This window comes from Prochlorococcus sp. MIT2302, assembly GCF_059772385.1.
Window position 1 is genome coordinate 1,940,929 of the sequence record NZ_CM186285.1, and the last position, 19,190, is coordinate 1,960,118.

At 38.2% G+C, this 19,190-nt stretch carries 22 protein-coding genes; 15 read left to right on the plus strand and 7 right to left on the minus strand.

What is annotated here, in order from left to right; translation table 11 throughout:
• Window positions 1-193: 193 nt before the first annotated feature.
• On the plus strand, window positions 194-1,450 hold the full coding sequence (locus AC6EI2_RS11175; protein WP_498462384.1) for a ferredoxin:protochlorophyllide reductase (ATP-dependent) subunit N: 1,257 nt from the start codon (window positions 194-196) through the stop codon (window positions 1,448-1,450).
• Window positions 1,451-1,454: 4 nt separating this feature from the next.
• Window positions 1,455-3,032, plus strand: coding sequence for a ferredoxin:protochlorophyllide reductase (ATP-dependent) subunit B (locus tag AC6EI2_RS11180; RefSeq protein ID WP_498462385.1), 1,578 nt, complete (start codon window positions 1,455-1,457; stop codon window positions 3,030-3,032).
• A gap of 11 nt (window positions 3,033-3,043) precedes the next feature.
• Here AC6EI2_RS11180 and AC6EI2_RS11185 read toward each other — a convergent pair whose 3' ends face one another.
• Complete coding sequence (locus AC6EI2_RS11185; protein WP_498462386.1) at window positions 3,044-3,409, minus strand: DUF8679 domain-containing protein; 366 nt, start codon at window positions 3,407-3,409, stop codon at window positions 3,044-3,046.
• Window positions 3,410-3,513: 104 nt separating this feature from the next.
• On the opposite strand from AC6EI2_RS11185, the gene AC6EI2_RS11190 reads away from it, so the two are divergent.
• Window positions 3,514-4,290 carry a BMC domain-containing protein gene (locus AC6EI2_RS11190; RefSeq protein WP_498462387.1) on the plus strand — a complete coding sequence of 259 codons (777 nt, stop codon included), beginning with the start codon at window positions 3,514-3,516 and terminating at the stop codon, window positions 4,288-4,290.
• Here the strand turns inward: AC6EI2_RS11190 and AC6EI2_RS11195 are convergent, their stop codons facing one another.
• Window positions 4,291-4,878, minus strand: coding sequence for a non-canonical purine NTP pyrophosphatase (locus tag AC6EI2_RS11195; RefSeq protein ID WP_498462388.1), 588 nt, complete (start codon window positions 4,876-4,878; stop codon window positions 4,291-4,293).
• Window positions 4,879-5,233: 355 nt separating this feature from the next.
• Here AC6EI2_RS11195 and csoS1 (AC6EI2_RS11200) point away from each other — a divergent pair, with 355 nt between their 5' ends.
• The 9 genes from csoS1 (AC6EI2_RS11200) to AC6EI2_RS11240 all read left to right on the plus strand — a co-directional run bounded on the left by csoS1 (AC6EI2_RS11200) (window position 5,234) and on the right by AC6EI2_RS11240 (window position 12,974).
• Window positions 5,234-5,545 carry an alpha-carboxysome major shell protein CsoS1 gene (csoS1, locus tag AC6EI2_RS11200; protein ID WP_011130577.1) on the plus strand — a complete coding sequence of 104 codons (312 nt, stop codon included), beginning with the start codon at window positions 5,234-5,236 and terminating at the stop codon, window positions 5,543-5,545.
• A gap of 73 nt (window positions 5,546-5,618) precedes the next feature.
• A complete protein-coding gene (locus tag AC6EI2_RS11205) occupies window positions 5,619-7,031 on the plus strand; it encodes a form I ribulose bisphosphate carboxylase large subunit (protein ID WP_036906976.1) in 1,413 nt (470 codons plus the stop codon).
• Between the two features lie 100 nt (window positions 7,032-7,131).
• Window positions 7,132-7,473, plus strand: a complete 342-nt coding sequence (locus AC6EI2_RS11210) for a ribulose bisphosphate carboxylase small subunit (RefSeq protein ID WP_036906978.1) — start codon at window positions 7,132-7,134, stop codon at window positions 7,471-7,473.
• A gap of 98 nt (window positions 7,474-7,571) precedes the next feature.
• Window positions 7,572-9,956, plus strand: a complete 2,385-nt coding sequence (gene csoS2, locus AC6EI2_RS11215) for an alpha-carboxysome scaffolding protein CsoS2 (protein WP_498462389.1) — start codon at window positions 7,572-7,574, stop codon at window positions 9,954-9,956.
• A gap of 7 nt (window positions 9,957-9,963) precedes the next feature.
• Window positions 9,964-11,523: a carboxysome shell carbonic anhydrase gene (locus tag AC6EI2_RS11220; RefSeq protein WP_498462390.1), complete on the plus strand. Its 1,560-nt coding sequence runs from the start codon at window positions 9,964-9,966 to the stop codon at window positions 11,521-11,523.
• On the plus strand, window positions 11,524-11,799 hold the full coding sequence (gene csoS4, locus AC6EI2_RS11225) for an alpha-carboxysome shell vertex protein CsoS4 (RefSeq protein WP_011294514.1): 276 nt from the start codon (window positions 11,524-11,526) through the stop codon (window positions 11,797-11,799).
• Window positions 11,799-12,050 (plus strand): carboxysome peptide B, encoded by a 252-nt coding sequence (locus AC6EI2_RS11230; RefSeq protein WP_158466232.1) that lies wholly within the window; start codon window positions 11,799-11,801, stop codon window positions 12,048-12,050. The genes csoS4 and AC6EI2_RS11230 overlap by 1 nt, the downstream gene beginning before the upstream one ends.
• 45 nt (window positions 12,051-12,095) lie before the next feature.
• A complete protein-coding gene (gene csoS1, locus AC6EI2_RS11235) occupies window positions 12,096-12,644 on the plus strand; it encodes an alpha-carboxysome major shell protein CsoS1 (RefSeq protein WP_498462391.1) in 549 nt (182 codons plus the stop codon).
• Between the two features lie 75 nt (window positions 12,645-12,719).
• Window positions 12,720-12,974, plus strand: coding sequence for a 4a-hydroxytetrahydrobiopterin dehydratase (locus tag AC6EI2_RS11240; RefSeq protein ID WP_498462392.1), 255 nt, complete (start codon window positions 12,720-12,722; stop codon window positions 12,972-12,974).
• A gap of 6 nt (window positions 12,975-12,980) precedes the next feature.
• Here the strand turns inward: AC6EI2_RS11240 and AC6EI2_RS11245 are convergent, their stop codons facing one another.
• From AC6EI2_RS11245 to gloB, 3 genes are all read right to left on the minus strand, one after another.
• Window positions 12,981-13,211 carry a DUF3136 domain-containing protein gene (locus tag AC6EI2_RS11245; RefSeq protein ID WP_011294518.1) on the minus strand — a complete coding sequence of 77 codons (231 nt, stop codon included), beginning with the start codon at window positions 13,209-13,211 and terminating at the stop codon, window positions 12,981-12,983.
• An 86-nt stretch (window positions 13,212-13,297) separates the two neighbouring features.
• Window positions 13,298-13,708: a RidA family protein gene (locus AC6EI2_RS11250; protein WP_498462393.1), complete on the minus strand. Its 411-nt coding sequence runs from the start codon at window positions 13,706-13,708 to the stop codon at window positions 13,298-13,300.
• Window positions 13,709-13,751: 43 nt separating this feature from the next.
• Window positions 13,752-14,507, minus strand: coding sequence for a hydroxyacylglutathione hydrolase (gloB, locus tag AC6EI2_RS11255; protein WP_498462394.1), 756 nt, complete (start codon window positions 14,505-14,507; stop codon window positions 13,752-13,754).
• 50 nt (window positions 14,508-14,557) lie between these two features.
• Here gloB and hisG point away from each other — a divergent pair, with 50 nt between their 5' ends.
• The 3 genes from hisG to AC6EI2_RS11270 are packed head-to-tail and all read left to right on the plus strand — an operon-like array spanning window position 14,558 to window position 17,559.
• Window positions 14,558-15,220, plus strand: a complete 663-nt coding sequence (gene hisG / locus AC6EI2_RS11260; RefSeq protein WP_498463496.1) for an ATP phosphoribosyltransferase — start codon at window positions 14,558-14,560, stop codon at window positions 15,218-15,220.
• Window positions 15,207-17,003, plus strand: coding sequence for an ABC transporter ATP-binding protein (locus tag AC6EI2_RS11265; RefSeq protein ID WP_498462395.1), 1,797 nt, complete (start codon window positions 15,207-15,209; stop codon window positions 17,001-17,003). The genes hisG and AC6EI2_RS11265 overlap by 14 nt, the downstream gene beginning before the upstream one ends.
• 13 nt (window positions 17,004-17,016) lie before the next feature.
• Complete coding sequence (locus AC6EI2_RS11270; RefSeq protein WP_498462396.1) at window positions 17,017-17,559, plus strand: GNAT family N-acetyltransferase; 543 nt, start codon at window positions 17,017-17,019, stop codon at window positions 17,557-17,559.
• A 23-nt stretch (window positions 17,560-17,582) separates the two neighbouring features.
• On the opposite strand, the gene AC6EI2_RS11275 is transcribed toward AC6EI2_RS11270, so the two are convergent.
• Together AC6EI2_RS11275 and AC6EI2_RS11280 are read right to left on the minus strand one after the other, a co-directional pair.
• On the minus strand, window positions 17,583-18,287 hold the full coding sequence (locus tag AC6EI2_RS11275) for a TIGR04283 family arsenosugar biosynthesis glycosyltransferase (protein WP_498462397.1): 705 nt from the start codon (window positions 18,285-18,287) through the stop codon (window positions 17,583-17,585).
• Window positions 18,236-18,898, minus strand: a complete 663-nt coding sequence (locus AC6EI2_RS11280; RefSeq protein ID WP_498462398.1) for a TIGR04282 family arsenosugar biosynthesis glycosyltransferase — start codon at window positions 18,896-18,898, stop codon at window positions 18,236-18,238. The genes AC6EI2_RS11275 and AC6EI2_RS11280 overlap by 52 nt, the downstream gene beginning before the upstream one ends.
• Between the last annotated feature and the right edge of the window lie 292 nt (window positions 18,899-19,190).

A 19,190-nucleotide genomic window follows, 5' to 3' on the forward strand; every position in this document is an offset into this window, starting at 1 on the left:
TTTTTGGATAAGAAATTACCTTTTAGATGTTTTGTCGATACTAAGGACTGCTAACTGTTGGTAGAGCAAAAGTCACCGTAGTCAGACATTAGGTAGCTAAAAAGTAACTAAATGCGAAAGAGATTAAGTGTTTGTTGACGGGTTACCCTTTTTGGATGCAATTTGAATATATATATGTATTAAATTTATTTCTATGAGCGGTGCAACGCTCCTTAAGGAATCTGGGCCAAGAGAGGTTTTTTGCGGCCTAACATCAATTGTTTGGCTCCACAGGAGAATGCCTGATGCTTTCTTTCTTGTTGTGGGTTCTAGAACCTGTGCCCATTTGATTCAAAGTGCAGCTGGTGTGATGATTTTTGCTGAACCGCGTTTTGGTACAGCAATTTTGGAAGAAAGAGACTTGGCAGGATTAGCTGATGCTCATGACGAGTTAAACAGGGTAGTTAAAAATCTTTTAGCAAGACGTCCGGAAATTAAAACCCTTTTTCTAGTTGGTTCATGCCCGAGCGAAGTAATAAAAATAGATCTTTCACGAGTTGCCGAAAACCTGAATATTGAACTTAAAGGTCAAGTAACGGTATTGAATTATTCGGGTAGTGGAATTGAAACAACTTTCACGCAAGGCGAAGATGGAGCTTTAAAAGCGTTGATTCCATTGATGCCGAAGAGCGTTCAAAAAAAATTACTTTTAGTGGGTACTCTTGCAAATGCTGTGGAGGATCGGCTTACAAGTATTTTTAATCGACTTGGAATAGACAATGTAGAAAGTTTTCCACCCCGGCAGTCAACTGAATTACCTTCAATCGGCCCAGAGACAAAAGTTCTTCTTACGCAGCCATATTTAACTGATACGGCAAGAGAACTAAAAAATAGAGGCGCTGAAATAATTCAAGCTCCCTTCCCATTAGGTGTTACGGGAAGTACATTATGGATTCAGGCTGCTGCCAATTCATTTGGAATAGAGAAATCTCGAGTTGATTCAATTTTAAATCCATTAATATTAAGGGCAAAGCAAGCTTTGACTCCTCATGTAGAGAAACTTTCTGGAAAGAGACTGTTTCTTTTGCCCGAATCTCAATTAGAAATACCTCTCGCCAGATTTCTAAGTAACGAATGTGGAATGGAGATTGTTGAAATAGGAACGCCTTACTTAAATAGAGATTTAATGAAAGCAGAAATAGACTTGCTTCCTCCCGATTGTCGTATCGTTGAGGGACAACATGTAGAGAAGCAATTAGACAGAGTAAGGGATAGTTCACCAGATCTGGTTGTTTGTGGAATGGGGCTAGCTAATCCACTTGAAGCAGAGGGGATATCAACTAAATGGTCAATTGAAATGGTTTTCAGCCCAATTCACGGGATTGACCAAGCTTCAGATTTGGCAGAATTGTTCTCAAGGCCACTTCGCAGGCATGACATTTTAAATCCTAAAACTCTTACATCAAATTAATTTCATGGAATTAACTCTCTGGACATACGAAGGACCTCCTCATATTGGTGCAATGAGGATTGCTACGTCGATGAAAAAATTACATTATGTTTTACACGCTCCTCAAGGAGATACCTACGCTGATCTTCTTTTCACGATGATTGAACGTCGTGGTAGTAGACCACCTGTAACTTATACAACTTTTCAAGCTAGAGATTTAGGAGGAGATACAGCTGAACTTGTAAAAGGACATTTAAAAGAAGCTGTTGAAAGGTTTAATCCAGAGGCTCTTTTAGTTGGAGAAAGCTGTACAGCCGAATTAATTCAAGATCAGCCTGGTTCACTTGCTAAAGGTATGGGGTTTGACATCCCAATTGTTAGCCTAGAGTTACCTGCTTATAGCAAAAAGGAAAACTGGGGTGGTTCTGAGACTTTTTATCAAATAGTAAGAAATTTACTCAAAGACCATTCGAAAGAATCAAAACAAACTTGGCAGGAAGAAAAAAGAAGACCAAGAGTAAATCTTCTTGGGCCAACTTTGCTTGGCTTTAGATGTCGTGATGATATTTTGGAAATACAAAAACTACTTGCTCAGCACGGTATAGACGTTAATGTTGTAGCACCTTTGGGAGCATCACCTGCAGATATCATTCGAATACCAGATGCAGATGTGAATGTTTGCCTTTATCCAGAGATAGCGGAATCAACTTGTATTTGGCTTGAAAGAAATTTAAATATTCCGTTTACGACAACAGTTCCTCTTGGTGTTGGGGCTACTCAGGATTTTCTTCGAGAATTGCACGAAGTTTTAGGGATGGAAATACCAAAATCGGTAAATGAATCGAATCATTCTAAATTAACTTGGTATTCGAACTCAGTAGATTCGAATTATCTAACAGGAAAAAGAGTCTTTATTTTTGGAGACGGAACACATGCTCTTGCTGCAGCAAGAATTGCTAACGAGGAGCTTGGTTTTAAAGTTGTTGGTTTAGGAACTTATAGCCGTGAAATGGCCAGAAAAGTTCGTCCAGCCGCTAAGGCACTTGGCTTAGAGGCATTGATCACAAATGACTACTTAGAAGTAGAAGAAGCGATAAAAGAAACCTCTCCAGAATTAGTCCTTGGTACTCAAATGGAGCGACATAGTGCAAAAAGACTTGGCATACCATGTGCAGTAATCAGCACACCAATGCATGTTCAGGATGTACCTGCTAGATATAGTCCTCAAATGGGCTGGGAGGGAGCAAATGTCATTTTTGACGACTGGGTGCATCCTCTAATGATGGGACTTGAAGAACATTTAATTGGAATGTTTAAGCATGACTTTGAATTTGTTGATGGTCATCAAAGTCATCTAGGACATTTAGGTGGAAAAGGAAACCATAATGTTAATCAAGAAGTTAAAACAACAGTTTCAAGTGACTCAACAACTTCAAATGCTGATCCTATATGGACACATGAGGGTGAAAGAGAACTTTCGAAAATCCCATTTTTCGTAAGAGGTAAAGTAAGAAGAAATACAGAGAATTATGCTCGCCAAGCTGGTTGTAGAGAAATCAACGAAGAAACCCTTTATGACGCTAAGGCTCATTTTAAAGCCTAAATTAGGTTCTACTAATTACGCCAATGAGAATTTTCTTGGCTTGACTTAATTAATCTCCAGACATTTCTTGATATTTTCTTAGCAATTAGTCCACCTCTCTGAACTTTTGAGGAGCCTGGCCTAACGCCTAAAAGTTTTGATACTTCTGAAGTGCTTAGAGGAGCTCCTGTTTCAATAGCTAAAGAAGTTAGTTCAAGTCTTTGTCGTAGCTCATAAGTATCACATTTTTCGTCTTCTTTTAACCAATTCAAATTATCAATACCTTTGTCGGACAATTTTTGCATAAGACCTAATGAGACTAAACCGAGCGCTTGCTCGGGATTGATATCAGTTTTTGAGTTATTGTTTTTTGAATCCTTTGGCTGAGGTACAGACATCCTTCAAGCAGATCTATAGTATGTATTGAATTTATCGGCTTAAATTCAGCATGCAAGTCTAAATTGCTAGCTAAAAAGGCAATCTTTGAGCTATTATCCCGCCCATGACAAGATTCGCCACATTTGAAAATAATGAAAGGCGACTAGGTGGCAGCCTGAGAGTTACTGGTGCAGAGGTAAATGAATATCTTGCTGACGATCCAAAGCGAGTAATAACAACTGATTCGGAAAAATCTTTAGTTGCTCGGCAAGCAAGTCATGTAAAACAAATTGAATTAAGAACCTATGTGTTCCTAGATTCATTGCAGCCTCAACTTGCGGCTTATATGGGAACTGCCAGTTCAGGATTCTTACCCATACCTGGCGATGCTTGCCTTTGGATGGAGGTTTCTCCTGGAATGGCTGTGCACAGGGTTACTGACATAGCACTAAAAGCCAGCAACGTGCGATTAGGCCAAATGATCGTTGAGAGGGCATTTGGATCTCTTGCTCTTTATCACCGAGATCAAAGTACAGTACTGCATTCTGGCGATGTCGTTTTAGATGCCATAGGAAGCACAATCGATAGGAGAACTAATCCTCAAGTTACTTGGACTGAAGTTATTCGATCTATTACTCCTGACCATGCTGTTTTGATCAATCGCCAAAATAGACGTGGCTCAATGATTCAATCTGGCATGAGTATGTTCATCCTTGAGACTGAACCAGCGGGATATGTTTTGATGGCTGCAAACGAGGCAGAGAAGTCATCAAATGTCACAATCGTTGATGTGAAAGGAGTTGGTGCTTTTGGAAGGCTGACTTTGGCGGGAAAAGAAGGCGATGTTGAAGAGGCTGCTGCTGCGGCAATGAGAGCTATTGATTACATAAATAGAAATTAATTATCTTTTTATCCCCATGGCTTTCAAAAGGTAAGGAGCTAATTCTCTAGCTGCTTTGCCTCTACTCCCATGTTTTGATAATTGTGCATTATTTAATTCTCCATAAGTGCAATTAGTTTCACGAACCCAAAATAATGATTCAAATTCACCATCTGGATAAGCAGGCTTTTTTAAAATTTCACCCCAGCAAATCCCTATCGTATTTTTGATAATTTCTCCGGTGTTTGTGCAAAGCACCATTACGCTGCATACTTTTGCACTTCTGTAAGGACTGTCACCAAGAGCAGAGAGAATCTTCTCTATCTTTTTTTCATTAGTGTCTGCAAGTCGCGCAGAAAAAATACCGGGAGCATTACCAAGAGAATCAATTTCAAGTCCAGAATCATCCGCAATAGTCCAACTGTTAGTTAATTCTGCCGCTGCTTTTGCTTTCAATATTGCATTATCCAGATATGTTTTTCCTGTCTCTTCAACATCCAGAGAGCTAGGTTGTTTCTTGACTTCAATTGGGAGTGGCCCAAGCATTGCCTCTATTTCGGCAACCTTTTTCGGATTACCACTAGCAATTGTTATTAGTGGCTTTTCCAAATCGAATAATTCAAACAGATCTATATAGTCTTACAGGAAGAACTCAAAAACAATAGTCGTTGAATTTTTAGATGATTTTGAGACAGTTTTTGGGTGAACATTCCAACCCTGACATGGCCAGGAAACTGTCTCTGGGTAAAAATAACTACATGAACGTGTTTACGCAATGCAATATGAGTATGCCCTGACTATTGAACGAACAGTGTTACTCAACTGTCATAGCAAGGGTGATAAGTTTAGCTTATACAAAAGACTAGAAACTGTAATCAGCGCTGTTAAAGAACCCCCTTGACTAATTGCTATTTGAAGGGCCATTGTCCCTCCTGAACATTCCATCCCTTTACTGAAATAGGACATGGCTAGCGAAACTATGGGTATTGCTCTCGGCATGATCGAGACACGCGGTTTAGTACCAGCAATTGAAGCTGCTGACGCGATGACCAAGGCAGCAGAAGTGCGCTTGATTGGTCGTGAGTTTGTTGGTGGTGGTTACGTAACAGTTTTGGTTCGAGGAGAAACTGGTGCTGTAAACGCAGCAGTTCGCGCAGGTGCAGATGCTTGTGAGCGTGTAGGTGACGGACTCGTTGCAGCTCACATCATTGCTCGTCCTCATCGTGAAGTTGAGCCAGCTTTGGGCAACGGTAACTTCTTAGGTCAGAAGGACTGATTTTTGAGTAAGTCCGAAGAGGAGAGGACTTTTCAAATTTTCAACCTTCCAAACTAATTAACAGGAGCTATCAATGGCTAAAAAGTATGATGCTGGAGTTAAGGAGTATAGAGATACTTACTTCACTCCTGATTACGTCCCCCTAGATACTGATCTACTTGCATGTTTTAAATGCACAGGTCAGGAAGGTGTACCAAAGGAAGAGGTTGCAGCAGCTGTTGCGGCTGAATCATCCACAGGTACATGGTCAACAGTTTGGTCCGAACTACTTGTAGACCTCGAGTTCTACAAAGGGCGCTGTTACCGCATTGAAGATGTCCCTGGAGATAAGGATGCCTTCTATGCATTTATTGCCTATCCATTAGATCTTTTTGAAGAAGGATCTATAACTAACGTTTTAACATCACTCGTTGGAAACGTCTTTGGTTTTAAAGCCCTGCGTCATCTTCGTCTTGAAGATATACGCTTCCCAATGGCATTTATCAAAACTTGTGGCGGCCCTCCTAGCGGAATCGTAGTTGAACGTGATCGTCTTAATAAGTACGGTCGTCCGTTACTTGGTTGTACTATTAAGCCTAAACTTGGTCTCTCAGGTAAAAACTACGGTCGCGTTGTATACGAATGTCTAAGAGGCGGTCTTGATCTAACTAAAGATGATGAGAATATTAATTCTCAGCCATTCCAGCGTTGGAGAGAGCGTTTTGAATTTGTAGCTGAAGCAGTAAAGCTAGCCCAGCAGGAAACTGGTGAAGTAAAAGGTCATTACCTTAACTGTACTGCGACTACTCCTGAGGAGATGTATGAGCGTGCTGAGTTTGCTAAAGAACTCGATATGCCCATCATCATGCATGACTACATTACTGGTGGTTTTACAGCTAATACAGGTCTTGCTAACTGGTGTCGTAAGAACGGCATGCTCCTTCATATTCACCGTGCTATGCATGCGGTTATTGACCGTCATCCTCAGCATGGTATTCACTTCAGAGTTCTTGCGAAGTGTTTACGCCTATCAGGCGGAGATCAACTTCATACAGGAACAGTTGTTGGAAAACTAGAAGGAGATCGTCAAACAACTCTTGGTTATATCGATAACCTTCGTGAATCTTTTGTCCCTGAAGACCGTTCTCGCGGTAACTTCTTCGATCAAGATTGGGGTTCTATGCCTGGTGTATTTGCTGTGGCATCTGGTGGTATCCATGTTTGGCATATGCCAGCATTGCTCGCAATCTTTGGAGATGATTCATGTCTCCAGTTTGGTGGTGGTACTCATGGTCACCCATGGGGCTCAGCTGCTGGTGCGGCTGCGAACCGTGTAGCTCTAGAAGCATGTGTTAAAGCACGTAATGCAGGTAGAGAAATCGAAAAAGAAAGTCGCGATATCCTTCTTGAAGCTGCAAAGCATAGCCCTGAGCTTGCAATTGCGCTTGAGACATGGAAGGAGATTAAGTTCGAATTCGATACAGTCGATAAACTCGACGTTCAGTAAAAAAATATAGAGGTGATTTTTAAGATTCACCTCTAATTTTCTTAAATTCACTAGTCGATGACTCAGTCGACTTTCATTCATTCACTAACCTAAGTTCACCATGCCTTTCCAGAGCACAGTAGGTGACTATCAGACAGTCGCCACCCTGGAAACATTCGGCTTCTTACCGCCGATGACCCAGGACGAAATTTACGATCAAATTGCTTATATCATTGCTCAGGGTTGGAGCCCAGTTATTGAGCATGTTCATCCAAGTGGTTCAATGCAGACCTATTGGTCTTATTGGAAATTACCTTTCTTTGGTGAAAAGGATTTGAATCTCGTAGTAAGTGAGTTAGAAGCTTGTCATAGAGCATATCCTGACCACCATGTGCGTATCGTTGGATATGACGCCTATACACAAAGCCAAGGTACTTGCTTTGTAGTTTTCCAAGGCCGCTAGTTTCAGGCTTTGATAAATTTAGCCCTGAAAAGCTTTCGGGGCTAATAATTCCTTAGAGAATTAAAAAATTATTTCTTCGGTCTCTCCATTGGATTGATATGGCTAAACAAACAAGTAGACAATTAGTTCTTGATCGCCGCAAGGCTTTAAGTCAAGGAGGTAAAAATGCCTCTATTAAAGGTTCAACACCTAATAGAGTTCGTTCTTCCGCTGACGCGAGAGCTACTAGAACTGATTCAACATTTGTTAAGCCCAAAAAGAATTTAGCTAATTCAAATAATTCTTCTTCTCATTTAAGTACTAATAATTATCAATCAGGTACTTCTGGAAGTTCAATAGGTTCAAGATCATATAAAAGCTCAGTAGCACATTCTAGTCGCCAACTTGTTATTGCTAGACGAGAAGCCCTATCTCGTAGAGGTAAATCTGCTGATCATACAAAAGATATAACTCGGGTCGACGTAGAGAAGAAAAAGGGTAAAAATACTCCCTCTTATAATGAAAAAAAGTCTGAACATTGTTGTCCAGAGTGTGAGGAAAAAGCTCTAGAGCAGTCTAGTAATACAATTTCAAAACCAGAAGTTACTTTGACTTTAAATAAAAGAACAACGGATCGCCGTTCGACTGGTAAAAGAAAAGCTATTACTAATTCAAGTAGAGCATTTGTTCTTGCTCGAAGAGAGGCTTTGTCAAAACACGGCAAATCTGCAGGGAAGCAACCAACATCAGCTGCATCTGTTGCAAGACAAGGTAATCCAGATCTAACTACTAAGGAAATAGCTCAAAGAGTAAGAGAGCTTAAAAGCAAAACTGGCGCTACTGGAACAAACCGTACTGCCGCAACACGTCCTTGTGGGCCAAATAAAAATGGAGCAAAACAGAATGCCAGTGCTCCAGATGCTCATTGGAAGGTAGGTATGAGTCAAACTTCTACTGGTCAACTTGTTACAGGAACTCAAGCAAATAGATCTCTGAAAACTACTGGCAATGAAGCAAGTACATGCCGTTCGATTACAGGTACTCAATATTTAGGTTCCGAAGTTATAGATTCTTTTTGTAATGGTGCTAATACTTCCATAAGTCAACCCCCCAAGGTAGCCGTTACAAATACAACTCATGGAAATTTAGTCACAGGTAATGAGGTAGGTAGATCAGAAAAAGTTACTGGAGATGAGCCAGGAACATGCAAGAATCTTACAGGCACTGAATATATTTCTGCTAATCAATCAAATGCCTACTGCGGAAGTGTTAATCCTTCACCTTCAAAGATTGGCTATAGCAATACACTTGATGGTAGAAAAGTAAGTGGAACCATGACTGGAAGGTCAGAGTTGGTAACAGGTAATGAAGCAGGCTCAGGTAAGGATTTAACTGGAGACCAGTATTTAGGTGCTGATCCATTGCCTTCTGGAAGACCTGCTGAAAAGGTTGGTTCCTTAAAAACAATTCGTGGTAATGGTGTAACTGGAACTGATGTGTCAAGAAGAGAAAATGTGACTGGCAATGAGGCTGGCAGTTGTAAAAATGTGACAGGAGACGAATATGTAGGTTCTAAGCAATTCGATTCTTTTTGTGGTGGTAAACCTGAGCCTGATCCTGCCAAGGTTGGTTTAAGTCTGACTAATAAGACTCAGTCTGTAAGTGGAACAATGACAGGTAGATCTCAGCTTGTAACTGGAGATGAACCTGGAACTTGTAAAGCAGTAACTGGAACACCATATGCAGGTTTAGAACAAGCAAATCAATGGTGTGATAAAGCTACCTCTTCTGAGATAGAGGCTAGAACCCCTCGGCAACTTGGGACTCCTGCGGCAAGATTGACTGGTCAGCAACCTGGTATAGGGGGGAAAATGACAGGAGCTCACAAAGGTGCTTGCGAGCCTTTAACTGGAACACCATATGTTGGTGGTGATCAATTAAGCGAAAATTGTGGTCTTTCAAATAGTTCTGCAGGTTATGCGCATCAAGAAAATACTGAACAAGCACCTTGGACAAGTTTTAGTGTGAAATCTCCAGCAAGGGAAGCTCATATTCAAACAGAATTAAAGTCAGGTGTTACTGGAACAAGCTACGAAGATAGTTCCAGAATTACAGGCCCATTTGACATGGCTGCTAATAAAGTAACTGGTACCGAACAATTTAGATTTGATAAAAAAATATCTAATGCTCAGCAAAATAAAGTTGATGAAGTAGTTAACGAAGAGACCAAGCAAAGACCAACCTCACGAATCACAGGCGAGGGCCAATCAGCTGGTTTAAATATTACTGGAGATGATTGGGCAAGAGGACAACATGTAACAGGAACAGAAGGGGCTTCTGCTAAGAGACGTAATCCTTCTCGCCCAGGTCCAATGAGTGCAATGCAGGCAGCTGAATTGAAAAGGAATCAGGAAGTCCCTGAGCCAGACTTTTTGATCACAGGATCTAGTGGCAATACAAGGGAAGGTCAATTGGTTACTTTCTCTGGTGGAGCAAGAGGTTAAATAGCCGATGGCCTATCGAAATTTGGCCAAGAAATCTTTTCGTGGGCCTACAGCTCCTATGAAAAGATTTGTCGATCTAGGTAACCAGAGCTTGAATCCTGAAGTAATTAAGACTACTAATTCTTTCTCTGATGAAATCAAAACTATTAGCTCTTTCTCAACTGATCATCCATTAACGAATTCTCAAGAAAATCAGAGGTTAAATCAATACGAAAAAAAGGTTAAAGGTCGATTTGATAATATTGTCCCTCTTTTAAAAAGAGTCTCTAGTCTTCAAAACGATTTAAATTTTGTAGAAAGAGCTCAAAATTTATGTCGCTCAGAATTAGGGTATGAATTACCATCGCACATACTTGAAAAGGCGTGGATCGGGAGTGTTGATATTAGTGCCTTGTTTGCATGGTGTGTTTTTCAATCACACCAATTGACTAGTAATGAATTTTTTAATTCAGATCCAATAGAGGGATCTGAGGATAGTCAACATGCCAAATCTTTTCAATCTTTTCTTTATCAATGTGGCTTTCATCTTTTAGATATAACTCCTTGCGCTGATGGACGATTAGCTCATTCTATTTCTTACGCTTTACGTATACCTTTTAGCTCTGTTAGGAGGCGTTCTCATGCCGGTGCACTATTCGATATTGAAAAAACAGTTAATCGTTGGATTAAAACTGAACATAGTAGATATAGAGAGTCAACTCCCAACTCTGCAACTGAGCCAACAAGATATTTAAAATCAGTAATCTATCATTTTAGTTCTGTTGATCCAACGCACCAAGGATGTGCTGCTCATGGTAGTAATGATGAGTTGGCAGCATCAGAAGGCTTACAGCGATTACTAGATTTTAGGGAAGCAGTCGAAAATAGTTTTTGCTGTGGTGCATCTGTTGATTTGCTTTTAATTGGTATTGACACAGATACAGATGCGATAAGAGTTCATACTCCTTCGAAAACTAATGAAGTTGATTTGAAGTCATGGGTTTGTGCAAATGAAATATACAAAGAGACTCAATTTCTAACTACTGAGGAGGCTCTTCATAAGATTCAAGAAAACATCAAAAGTGTTTGCCCTGGAGAAACAGATCCAAATATGGTTATGTTTATTACCAGACTCATTTCTAATAATATTTCTCAAATTGATTATGTGAAGAATTTTCATTCCGGAAGCTACCAAGATGCAGGTCATGCTGAGAGGTTTATTGGTGTAGGTATTGGTTTTAAAGAAGTTCACTTAAGGAATCTTACTTATTTTGCTCATTTGGAGACTGTTGAACAAGGAGCTCCTGATCTAGACGTCGGAGTGAAAATTTTTACAGGTCTCAACATCTCGAGAAGTTTACCAATCCCTATTGTCATTCGCTTTGATTACTCAGGTAGTGTCCCTCATGCTAGAAATAGAGCATTATCTGATTGTCATAGAATTAATGAGGCTATTAAGTCTCGTTATCGAGATTTAATAGATAATGGTTCACTTCACACATTTCTTACTATTCGAGATCGAGATAAAAAGGCTCCTGCAGAAGTTGTAGGTTCTTCCCTCGATCCAGTCACTCAGGAGGCTCATTAAATGCTCATTTGTAAAGTTCTCAAACCACTTGTCTCAACCAATCGTATCCCAGGCTTTGAACATAAGCATTTACAGGTTGTATTAGACGGTAGCTCAAAAAAAGTTGCTGTTGATGCTGTTGGATGTAAACCAGATGATTGGGTTATATGTGTCGGAAGTTCTGCAGCTCGCGAAGCTGCTGGAAGTAAGTCTTATCCTAGTGATTTAACTATTGTTGGGATTATTGATCATTGGGATCCAGAGACACAACAACAGATTTCAGGAGGAGCAAAATAATGGAGATCATGCAAGTTATGGGACGGTTGGTATGTACACAGAGAGTGGAAGGTTTAGGACACATGCATTTAAGAATATTATGTAATAACAAAGGTAAAAGACTTGTGGCTGTTGACCCTGTCGGTGCGCGAGAAGGTAATTGGGTCTTTACTGCAACAGGAACCGCAGCAAGGTGGGGATGCCCAGATCCAAATGTTCAAACTGATTTAACTATTGGTGGGATTATTGACAATTGGTCACCTGATGATTAGTTTCAGCACTATTCAATAAAGCTAAATTTTATAAATTCCTAAATTATGACTAACTCTTCAAATCGACGACCAAAAAGTGGTAATAAAAGCATTAAAAATAAAGATCAGATTGTTGATATTACTCCCTTGAATTTAAGCACTAAATTAAAAATTACTTCCAACATAAAGTCCTCTTCGAATGAAAAAGTATCTAATAATAAAAGTATTCCTGGAGCTAAAAATATATTAAATGGCTCTGGAGGTTCTGGCTCAACAAAAACTCCAATTAAAAAAAATAAAGGTTTTAAAAGTAATTCAAAATCAGGGATTGCAATTGGAATGATAGAGACTCGTGGACTTGTACCCGCAATAGAAGCAGCAGATGCAATGACTAAGGCTGCTGAAGTTAATTTGATCGTTAAGGAACTCGTAGGTGGAGGATATGTAACAGTAATGGTTCGTGGTCAAACTGGTGCTGTGAATGCTTCTGTGAGAGCAGGTGCTGATGCATGTGAGCGTGTTGGGGATGGTTTAGTTGCGGCACACATCATTGCCCGTCCACATATCGAAGTTGAGCCGGCTTTAAAAGGGAGTGGTGCTAAAAGAAGAAGTTAATTAGTTTTTTGTTTATAAATTATTTCTTCAATCAATTCACGATGTAGTAGTTTTTATAAAAGAAATGTTTTTTTTATGGAAGGGTGGAGGCAAAAGAAAAGACCAGAGTGTCTAGAAAAAAGGTTTGAATTCCAATCTTATGAAGAAAACAGAGATTTTCTAGATGAGCTAGGTGATTTTTGCGAGAAGGTAAATCGCTACCCTGACATAAGTTTTGGGAAGACTTATGCAAACATCACCATCAGGCCTGTAGAAAATAATGAGAAAGAAGAAATATCAAAAGATGATTTTGATTTCGCGAATAATATAGATTTTTTAAATAATCAGTGAAAAAAATTAATCTTCCTCTTTTGGTTGTTCTAGGTCTCTTTTGATTAATGCCATTAGATAAGAGGGGGTTTTATATCTCCCTGGTAAACAGCGATTGAGAGTCTCTAGATGGCTCCAGCAAACTGTTCTTTGAATTTGATCAGCGGTACGTCCTTGTTGCAAGAGCCTCCTAAGTGCTTTGCAGTACAGAGGGTATCCTGCTTCTAGTTCGCCAATAGTCAACTTGGCAGTGGACATTGTCTATTGCTAATCAATTATTAATTTAGACAATCATGGGGCCACTTAGCAAAGTGGCAATGTTCTGTTTAGTCACAAAGTTGTTTTTATTTCTTGTTTCCTAGCCAAGCAACACAATCTATTTCAATTTTTCCTCCCTTTGGAAGATTTGATACTTCCACGCATGCTCTTGCTGGGCTCGTCGCTTCTCCCCCAAAGGTTTCTGCATAAATCGAATTCACTTTTGCGAAGTCGTTTAAATCAGTTAAATAAATAGTTGTTCTTACTACATTTGAAGTTTTTCCACCAGCAGCTTCAACCACTGCCATTAAATTTTTTAAAACTTGTCTAGTCTCCTCCTCTATGTTCCCATTCCCTAGCATTATCCCAGTTGAAGGGTCTAAAGCAATTTGTCCTGAGCAGTACAACCAGTTTTCTACTAATACAGCTTGGTTATAAGGGCCAACTGGTTTAGGTGCGAATTCTGTCTCGATTGGCTCTATATCTGAACTTTTCATAAATGTATAGGCTTGTGTTAAGAGATTATAGTTAAATTAGAATTTAACATTTCCAACTATCTTTGTGCAGTCTTAGTTTTGTAAATACTTCGACATTTTGCGCTCTTAAAAATAAATTTGTTTTTCTTTCTTCTGCGATTGTTGATGGGAGACTAGGTATTCCATTTCGAAGCTTATTCTGAACAAGCTCTAATCTTTCTTTAATAGAAATATTTTTTGAATCTAAAGTTAATGCCCATTTTAAGTTGTTTTCTGTATATTCATGAGCTGAGTATATTTTTGTGTTTTCTGGTAAGGAATTAAGTTTATATAAACTTTCAAACATTTGAGACGGCGTTCCTTCTAGAAGGCGACCACAACCACCTCCAAAAATTGTGTCTCCAGGGAATAATATATTATATTTAGCATTTTCTTTTGATACATAAAAGGCAATATGGTTGTTCGTATGACCATGCACTTCAATTATTTTAATCTCACCATCCATTAAATGAAAAATATCATTATCATCTACTGAAAATGTTTGAAAAGGTATTCTTGTAAGTTCTTTTTTTGAAGCAATTACCTTTGCATTCGGCCATCTTTTTATTAGCTTTTGTGTTCCACCTATATGGTCATCGTGATGATGCGTTTGAAGGATAGCTTTCAAGGATAGGTTTTTCTCTAAAAGCCATTTTTCTACCGGACTTGAGATAGATGGATCTATTACTACCGCATTGCAATTGTGGACCCATACCCATACGATATTGTCCTGTAAAACAGTAATTGGATGAATAGTGAATTCGCTTTCTTTCTCTAACATTTTTTATTTAAGTAATGAAATAGTTGGCATCCATTTCAATGGTTTTTGACATGTTTACAGTTGCATTAGCAAAAGGCGCCTTGTTGAAAGAATCAGTCTCAATGTTTTTGAACGTTGGACTTGACTTCTCGGCTGTTTTAGAAGATAGCAATCGTCAATTGATGGTTCCGTCAGTTTGTGGACGAGCTAAAGCCCTTTTAGTAAGGAATAGTGATGTCCCTGTTTACGTATCTTATGGACAGGCACAACTGGGAATAGTGGGTTTTGATGTGTTACGAGAGCAGAAATTACAGGTGTCTAATTTAGTTGATCTTGGTTTTGGAGCTTGCCATATGTCTGTTGCAGTTAAATCGAGTAGTGGTTATTTGAGTGCTTCTGACTTGCCACCTAACTGTCGTGTTGCAAGTAAATTTACAAACTGTGCAAAGAAATTTTTTGATCAAATTGATTTGCCTGTTGAATTGGTTCATTTGAGTGGATCGGTTGAACTTGGTCCAATAACAGGTATGGCTGAAGCAATCGTTGATTTAGTCGCAACTGGCCGTACTCTTAGAGATAATGGTCTGATAGAAATTGAAGAACTTTTCAAATCAAGCGCTCGGCTTGTTGGTCATCCACTATCACTTAGGTTAGATAGAGGTCCACTTCAAGAAATTATTGATTCAATTCAAATCCAATCTCAGATTAATCTCTCTCCTGATGGCAAAAAATGATTTTCGAAGAGTTAAGAAACTTGGTAAGTATTTAAAAAAGGAAAAAAAACGTTTAATCCTAATACTTCTAATACTAATACCTGTTGCTTTAGCCGGTGCAATTCAACCTCTACTTGTAGGGCAAGCTATCTCTGTTTTAAGAGGAGAAGATACGATATCTTTTTTTGATAATTTATCTGGTCAATCATCAATTAGTTTGATAATAATAACTCTATTCATAACAGTACTACTTAGACTTGGATTACAGGGTTTTCAGTCATACAATATACAGGCTGTAGGGCAAAGGCTGACTGCAAGAATTAGAAATGATTTGTTTTCTCATTCCATGTCGTTGTCATTGCGTTTTCATGACAAAATGCCTGTTGGTAAATTGCTAACAAGATTAACTAGTGATGTTGATGCATTGTCAGAAGTTTTTGGAAGTGGAGCTGTTGGTGTTTTAGCTGATTTTGTAAGCCTTATAGTTATATCAATAACTATGATTTTAATTGAATGGAGATTGGGTTTGCTTCTTTTAATTGTTCAAATACCTGTTACAGCTTTTATTCTTTGGTTACAAAAACGCTATCGAATAGAAAACTATAAAGTTAGAGAGGAACTTTCCCAACTGAATGCAAACTTTCAGGAAAATTTACAAGGCCTAGAAGTTGTTCAGATGTTCAGAAGGCAATCATTAAATGGTCAAAAATTCTCCAAAACAGGTGCTAATTATAAAAATGCGGTAAACGGGACTATTTTTTATGACAGCAGTATTTCAGCTTTTATTGAATGGGTCTCATTGGCAGCAGTCGCATTGGTTATTTCTTTGGGCGGCTATATGGTTACGGCAGGAGCTATGGGACTTGGTACTTTAACCACATTTATTCTTTATTCACAAAGATTATTTGAACCTCTGAGACAATTGGCAGAAAGATTTACACAAATCCAGGGAGGGCTAACAGCAGTTGAGAGAATAAGTGAGCTGCTTGAAAAGAAAATAGAGATTTATGATCAAATTGATAAGAAGCTAGAAAATAAAAAGATAATCAATTCAAATGAAACTCGAATTGGAGAAGTTTTATTTGAAAATGTTAGTTTTTTTTACAGAGAAGATGAACCAATAATAAACGATTTAAGTTTCAAAATTAATCCTGGTGAACATGTCGCTCTCGTTGGCCCAACTGGGTCAGGTAAGACCACTTTGATTAGATTATTATGTAGGCTTTATGAACCTCAAAAAGGAAATATATACATTGATGGTCAAAATATTAGAAACATTTCTATTCAAGCTCTTAGGAAACAACTTGGAGTAGTTCTTCAAGACACTTTCCTTTTTAGTGGAAACGTTGCAGATAATCTTCGTTTGGATTCTTCAATAGATAATCAGGGCTTGAAAGATATATGCAGTGAATTAGGACTCGATAATTTATTGAGAAAGCTTCCAAATGGATTAGATACATATATCAGGGAAAGAGGAGGGAATCTTTCTTCAGGTGAGAGACAACTTTTGTCTATTGCAAGAGTTGCAATAAGAGATCCAAAAGTATTAATCATGGATGAAGCTACTGCTTTTATGGATCCGTCAACGGAGGCAACTTTGCAAAGAGATCTTGATAGGTTGTTAGAGAAAAGAACAGCGCTCGTTATTGCACATAGATTAGCAACAATAGAATCTTCTGATCGAATCCTTGTAATGAGAAAAGGAAGGCTAGTTGAGCAAGGTAATCATGAAGAGTTGAGGGCTTTGGGTGGACTTTATGCCCAACTATCTGATTTGCAAGAAAAAGGTCTCGCATCTATCTGAATAGTACTAATTTATGATTAATCTAGGTTCAAAAAAATTAGGAATGTCAGGCTGGAGGAATCAAAATGTTCTTGCAGATGAAACCTTAAAAAATATATATGGACAACAAGCTGTTCAATACTTTAATCAAGATAATTCATCCCTCTTCGTTTTTAGTGATTCTAAATCTTTTGACTTAATTGAACTTGAGCAACTTTTACAAGCAGTTGGATGGGGAAGAAGACCACTTCGAAGAGTGAAACGAGCTCTAGATAATAGCTTGCTTAAGATTGGTCTATGGCAACATGATCCTAAGTTTCCAAGATTAATTGGATTTGCAAGATGCACCGGAGACGGAGTTATTGATGCAACAATATGGGATGTAGCCATTAATCCTGTTTATCAAGGTTATGGATTAGGGAAACAACTTATGTCATATTTAATGCGGAGTTTAAAAAGGCAAGGTGTTACTAGAGTAACTCTATTTGCTGATTCTGATGTGATAACTTTTTATAAAAGACAAGGATGGAATCTAGAACCAAAAGGGAATAAATGTGCCTTTTGGTATTCTAATTAATTGATTAAATTACAGTTGATAAATTATGAATAGTATTCTTTTGATAATTTATCTGTTCCATGGCCTTGGCGCCATTTCTTTCTTAACCTTGCATTCTTAATAGCACGTTTAATTATATTTGAATTAGACCATCTTATATCGTCAGTGTATAAATTTAAACCGATACGCTTTACTTTTGCAGTTGTCGTAATTCTAGTTATCAAGTCGAGATCCTCCATTATTTTTAAGGATGAGAACCCTCCTGATCGGTGGTAAAGGTCTTTATGAATTAGTAAACCTTGGTCGCCATAAGGACGTTGTAAAAAATGACTTCTAAGTGCTACAGCGAGTTCTAAAATTCTGTATTCTAACCTATCTTTTTTGACTTTAAAATCAAAATACCATGCATAATTCTTTGATGTTTTATTTTGAATTATTTTAAACAAAGTTTCTCCGCATCTTTTGTCTAACCTACTATCTGCATGAAGAAATAGAAGCCAATCTCCTTTTGCTTTGGAGGCACCAGTTTTTAATTGATATCCTCTATTTTTCTTAGGACTATTGATAACACTAACTCCTTGTATTTTTGCAATTGAAATAGTTAAATCTGTACTCCCTCCATCCACTATTGTTAAATCAAAAGCATCAGGCCATTCATTTAAATCAGCAAAGAGAAGAGGAAGATGATCTGCTTCGTTTAGAGTTGGTATGACGATGCTGAGAGTTGGAAATTGTTGTGATCTAGCCATGGTGATAAATCCAAAATATTGTCAAGATCATTTTTAGTTTGAAGTAATTGATAATTTATTTGATTTAAGGAAGCCAATCGAATTGTCTCTTCAAGCACTTTATCGCTTCCCCATTTTATACCAGAAAATGGCCAGGTGCATAGTGGATTTAAGAGTTTGTTTGATAATCCAATAAGCCAGTACCCACCGTCTTTTGAGGGACCTAATACCATTTCTTTTTTATTAAGTATTTGAATAGCTTGAATTAAGTCAAACTGTGAGATTGATGGTAAATCAGTTCCAATTAATAGGACAGGTTTATGAATCGTTTTGTGAGAAATAGTATTTTCAAATTGAGTCTTTAAAAACTGTCTTTTCATTTTTGTTCCTAGATTGCCAGGCCCTTGAAGCGCAATTTTTTGAATCTTATTTTTGAGCGCCCATTTTTTTGCTGCCTGAATTCCAATTCCATCGATGGCAACTGTTACATCAGCGAGACCATCTTTTTGAATCTCTTTAGCTACTTGAATAGTGTGATTAGTGAGTTTTTCTTGGATCTTTGCTGCATGAAGTGCCCCTATATCCTTGGATAAACGACTTTTACATCTAAAGATAGCGTGCCATCTTGTCATTAAAACTATAGTTGGTTTATTGCTTTTATTGAATCTTGCCGTTTTAACTACCTTATACATAGTTATTGATTTAGGTCTTTTCGACGTTCTTGAAGTTTAAGTTACTATTTATTTCATCTGATTAATTTTTGTTCTTAAAAAAAAATAAACCTATTTATGTGATTTTTTTTTCTGATCCATGACGAAATTTACCTTCTTGAATGTAACGATTCAATTTTTACAACTGGATTCCCAGATTTAACAATTTCTGATTGAAGTTCTCGCTAAAATCAAAATCCATTAGGTAATTTCT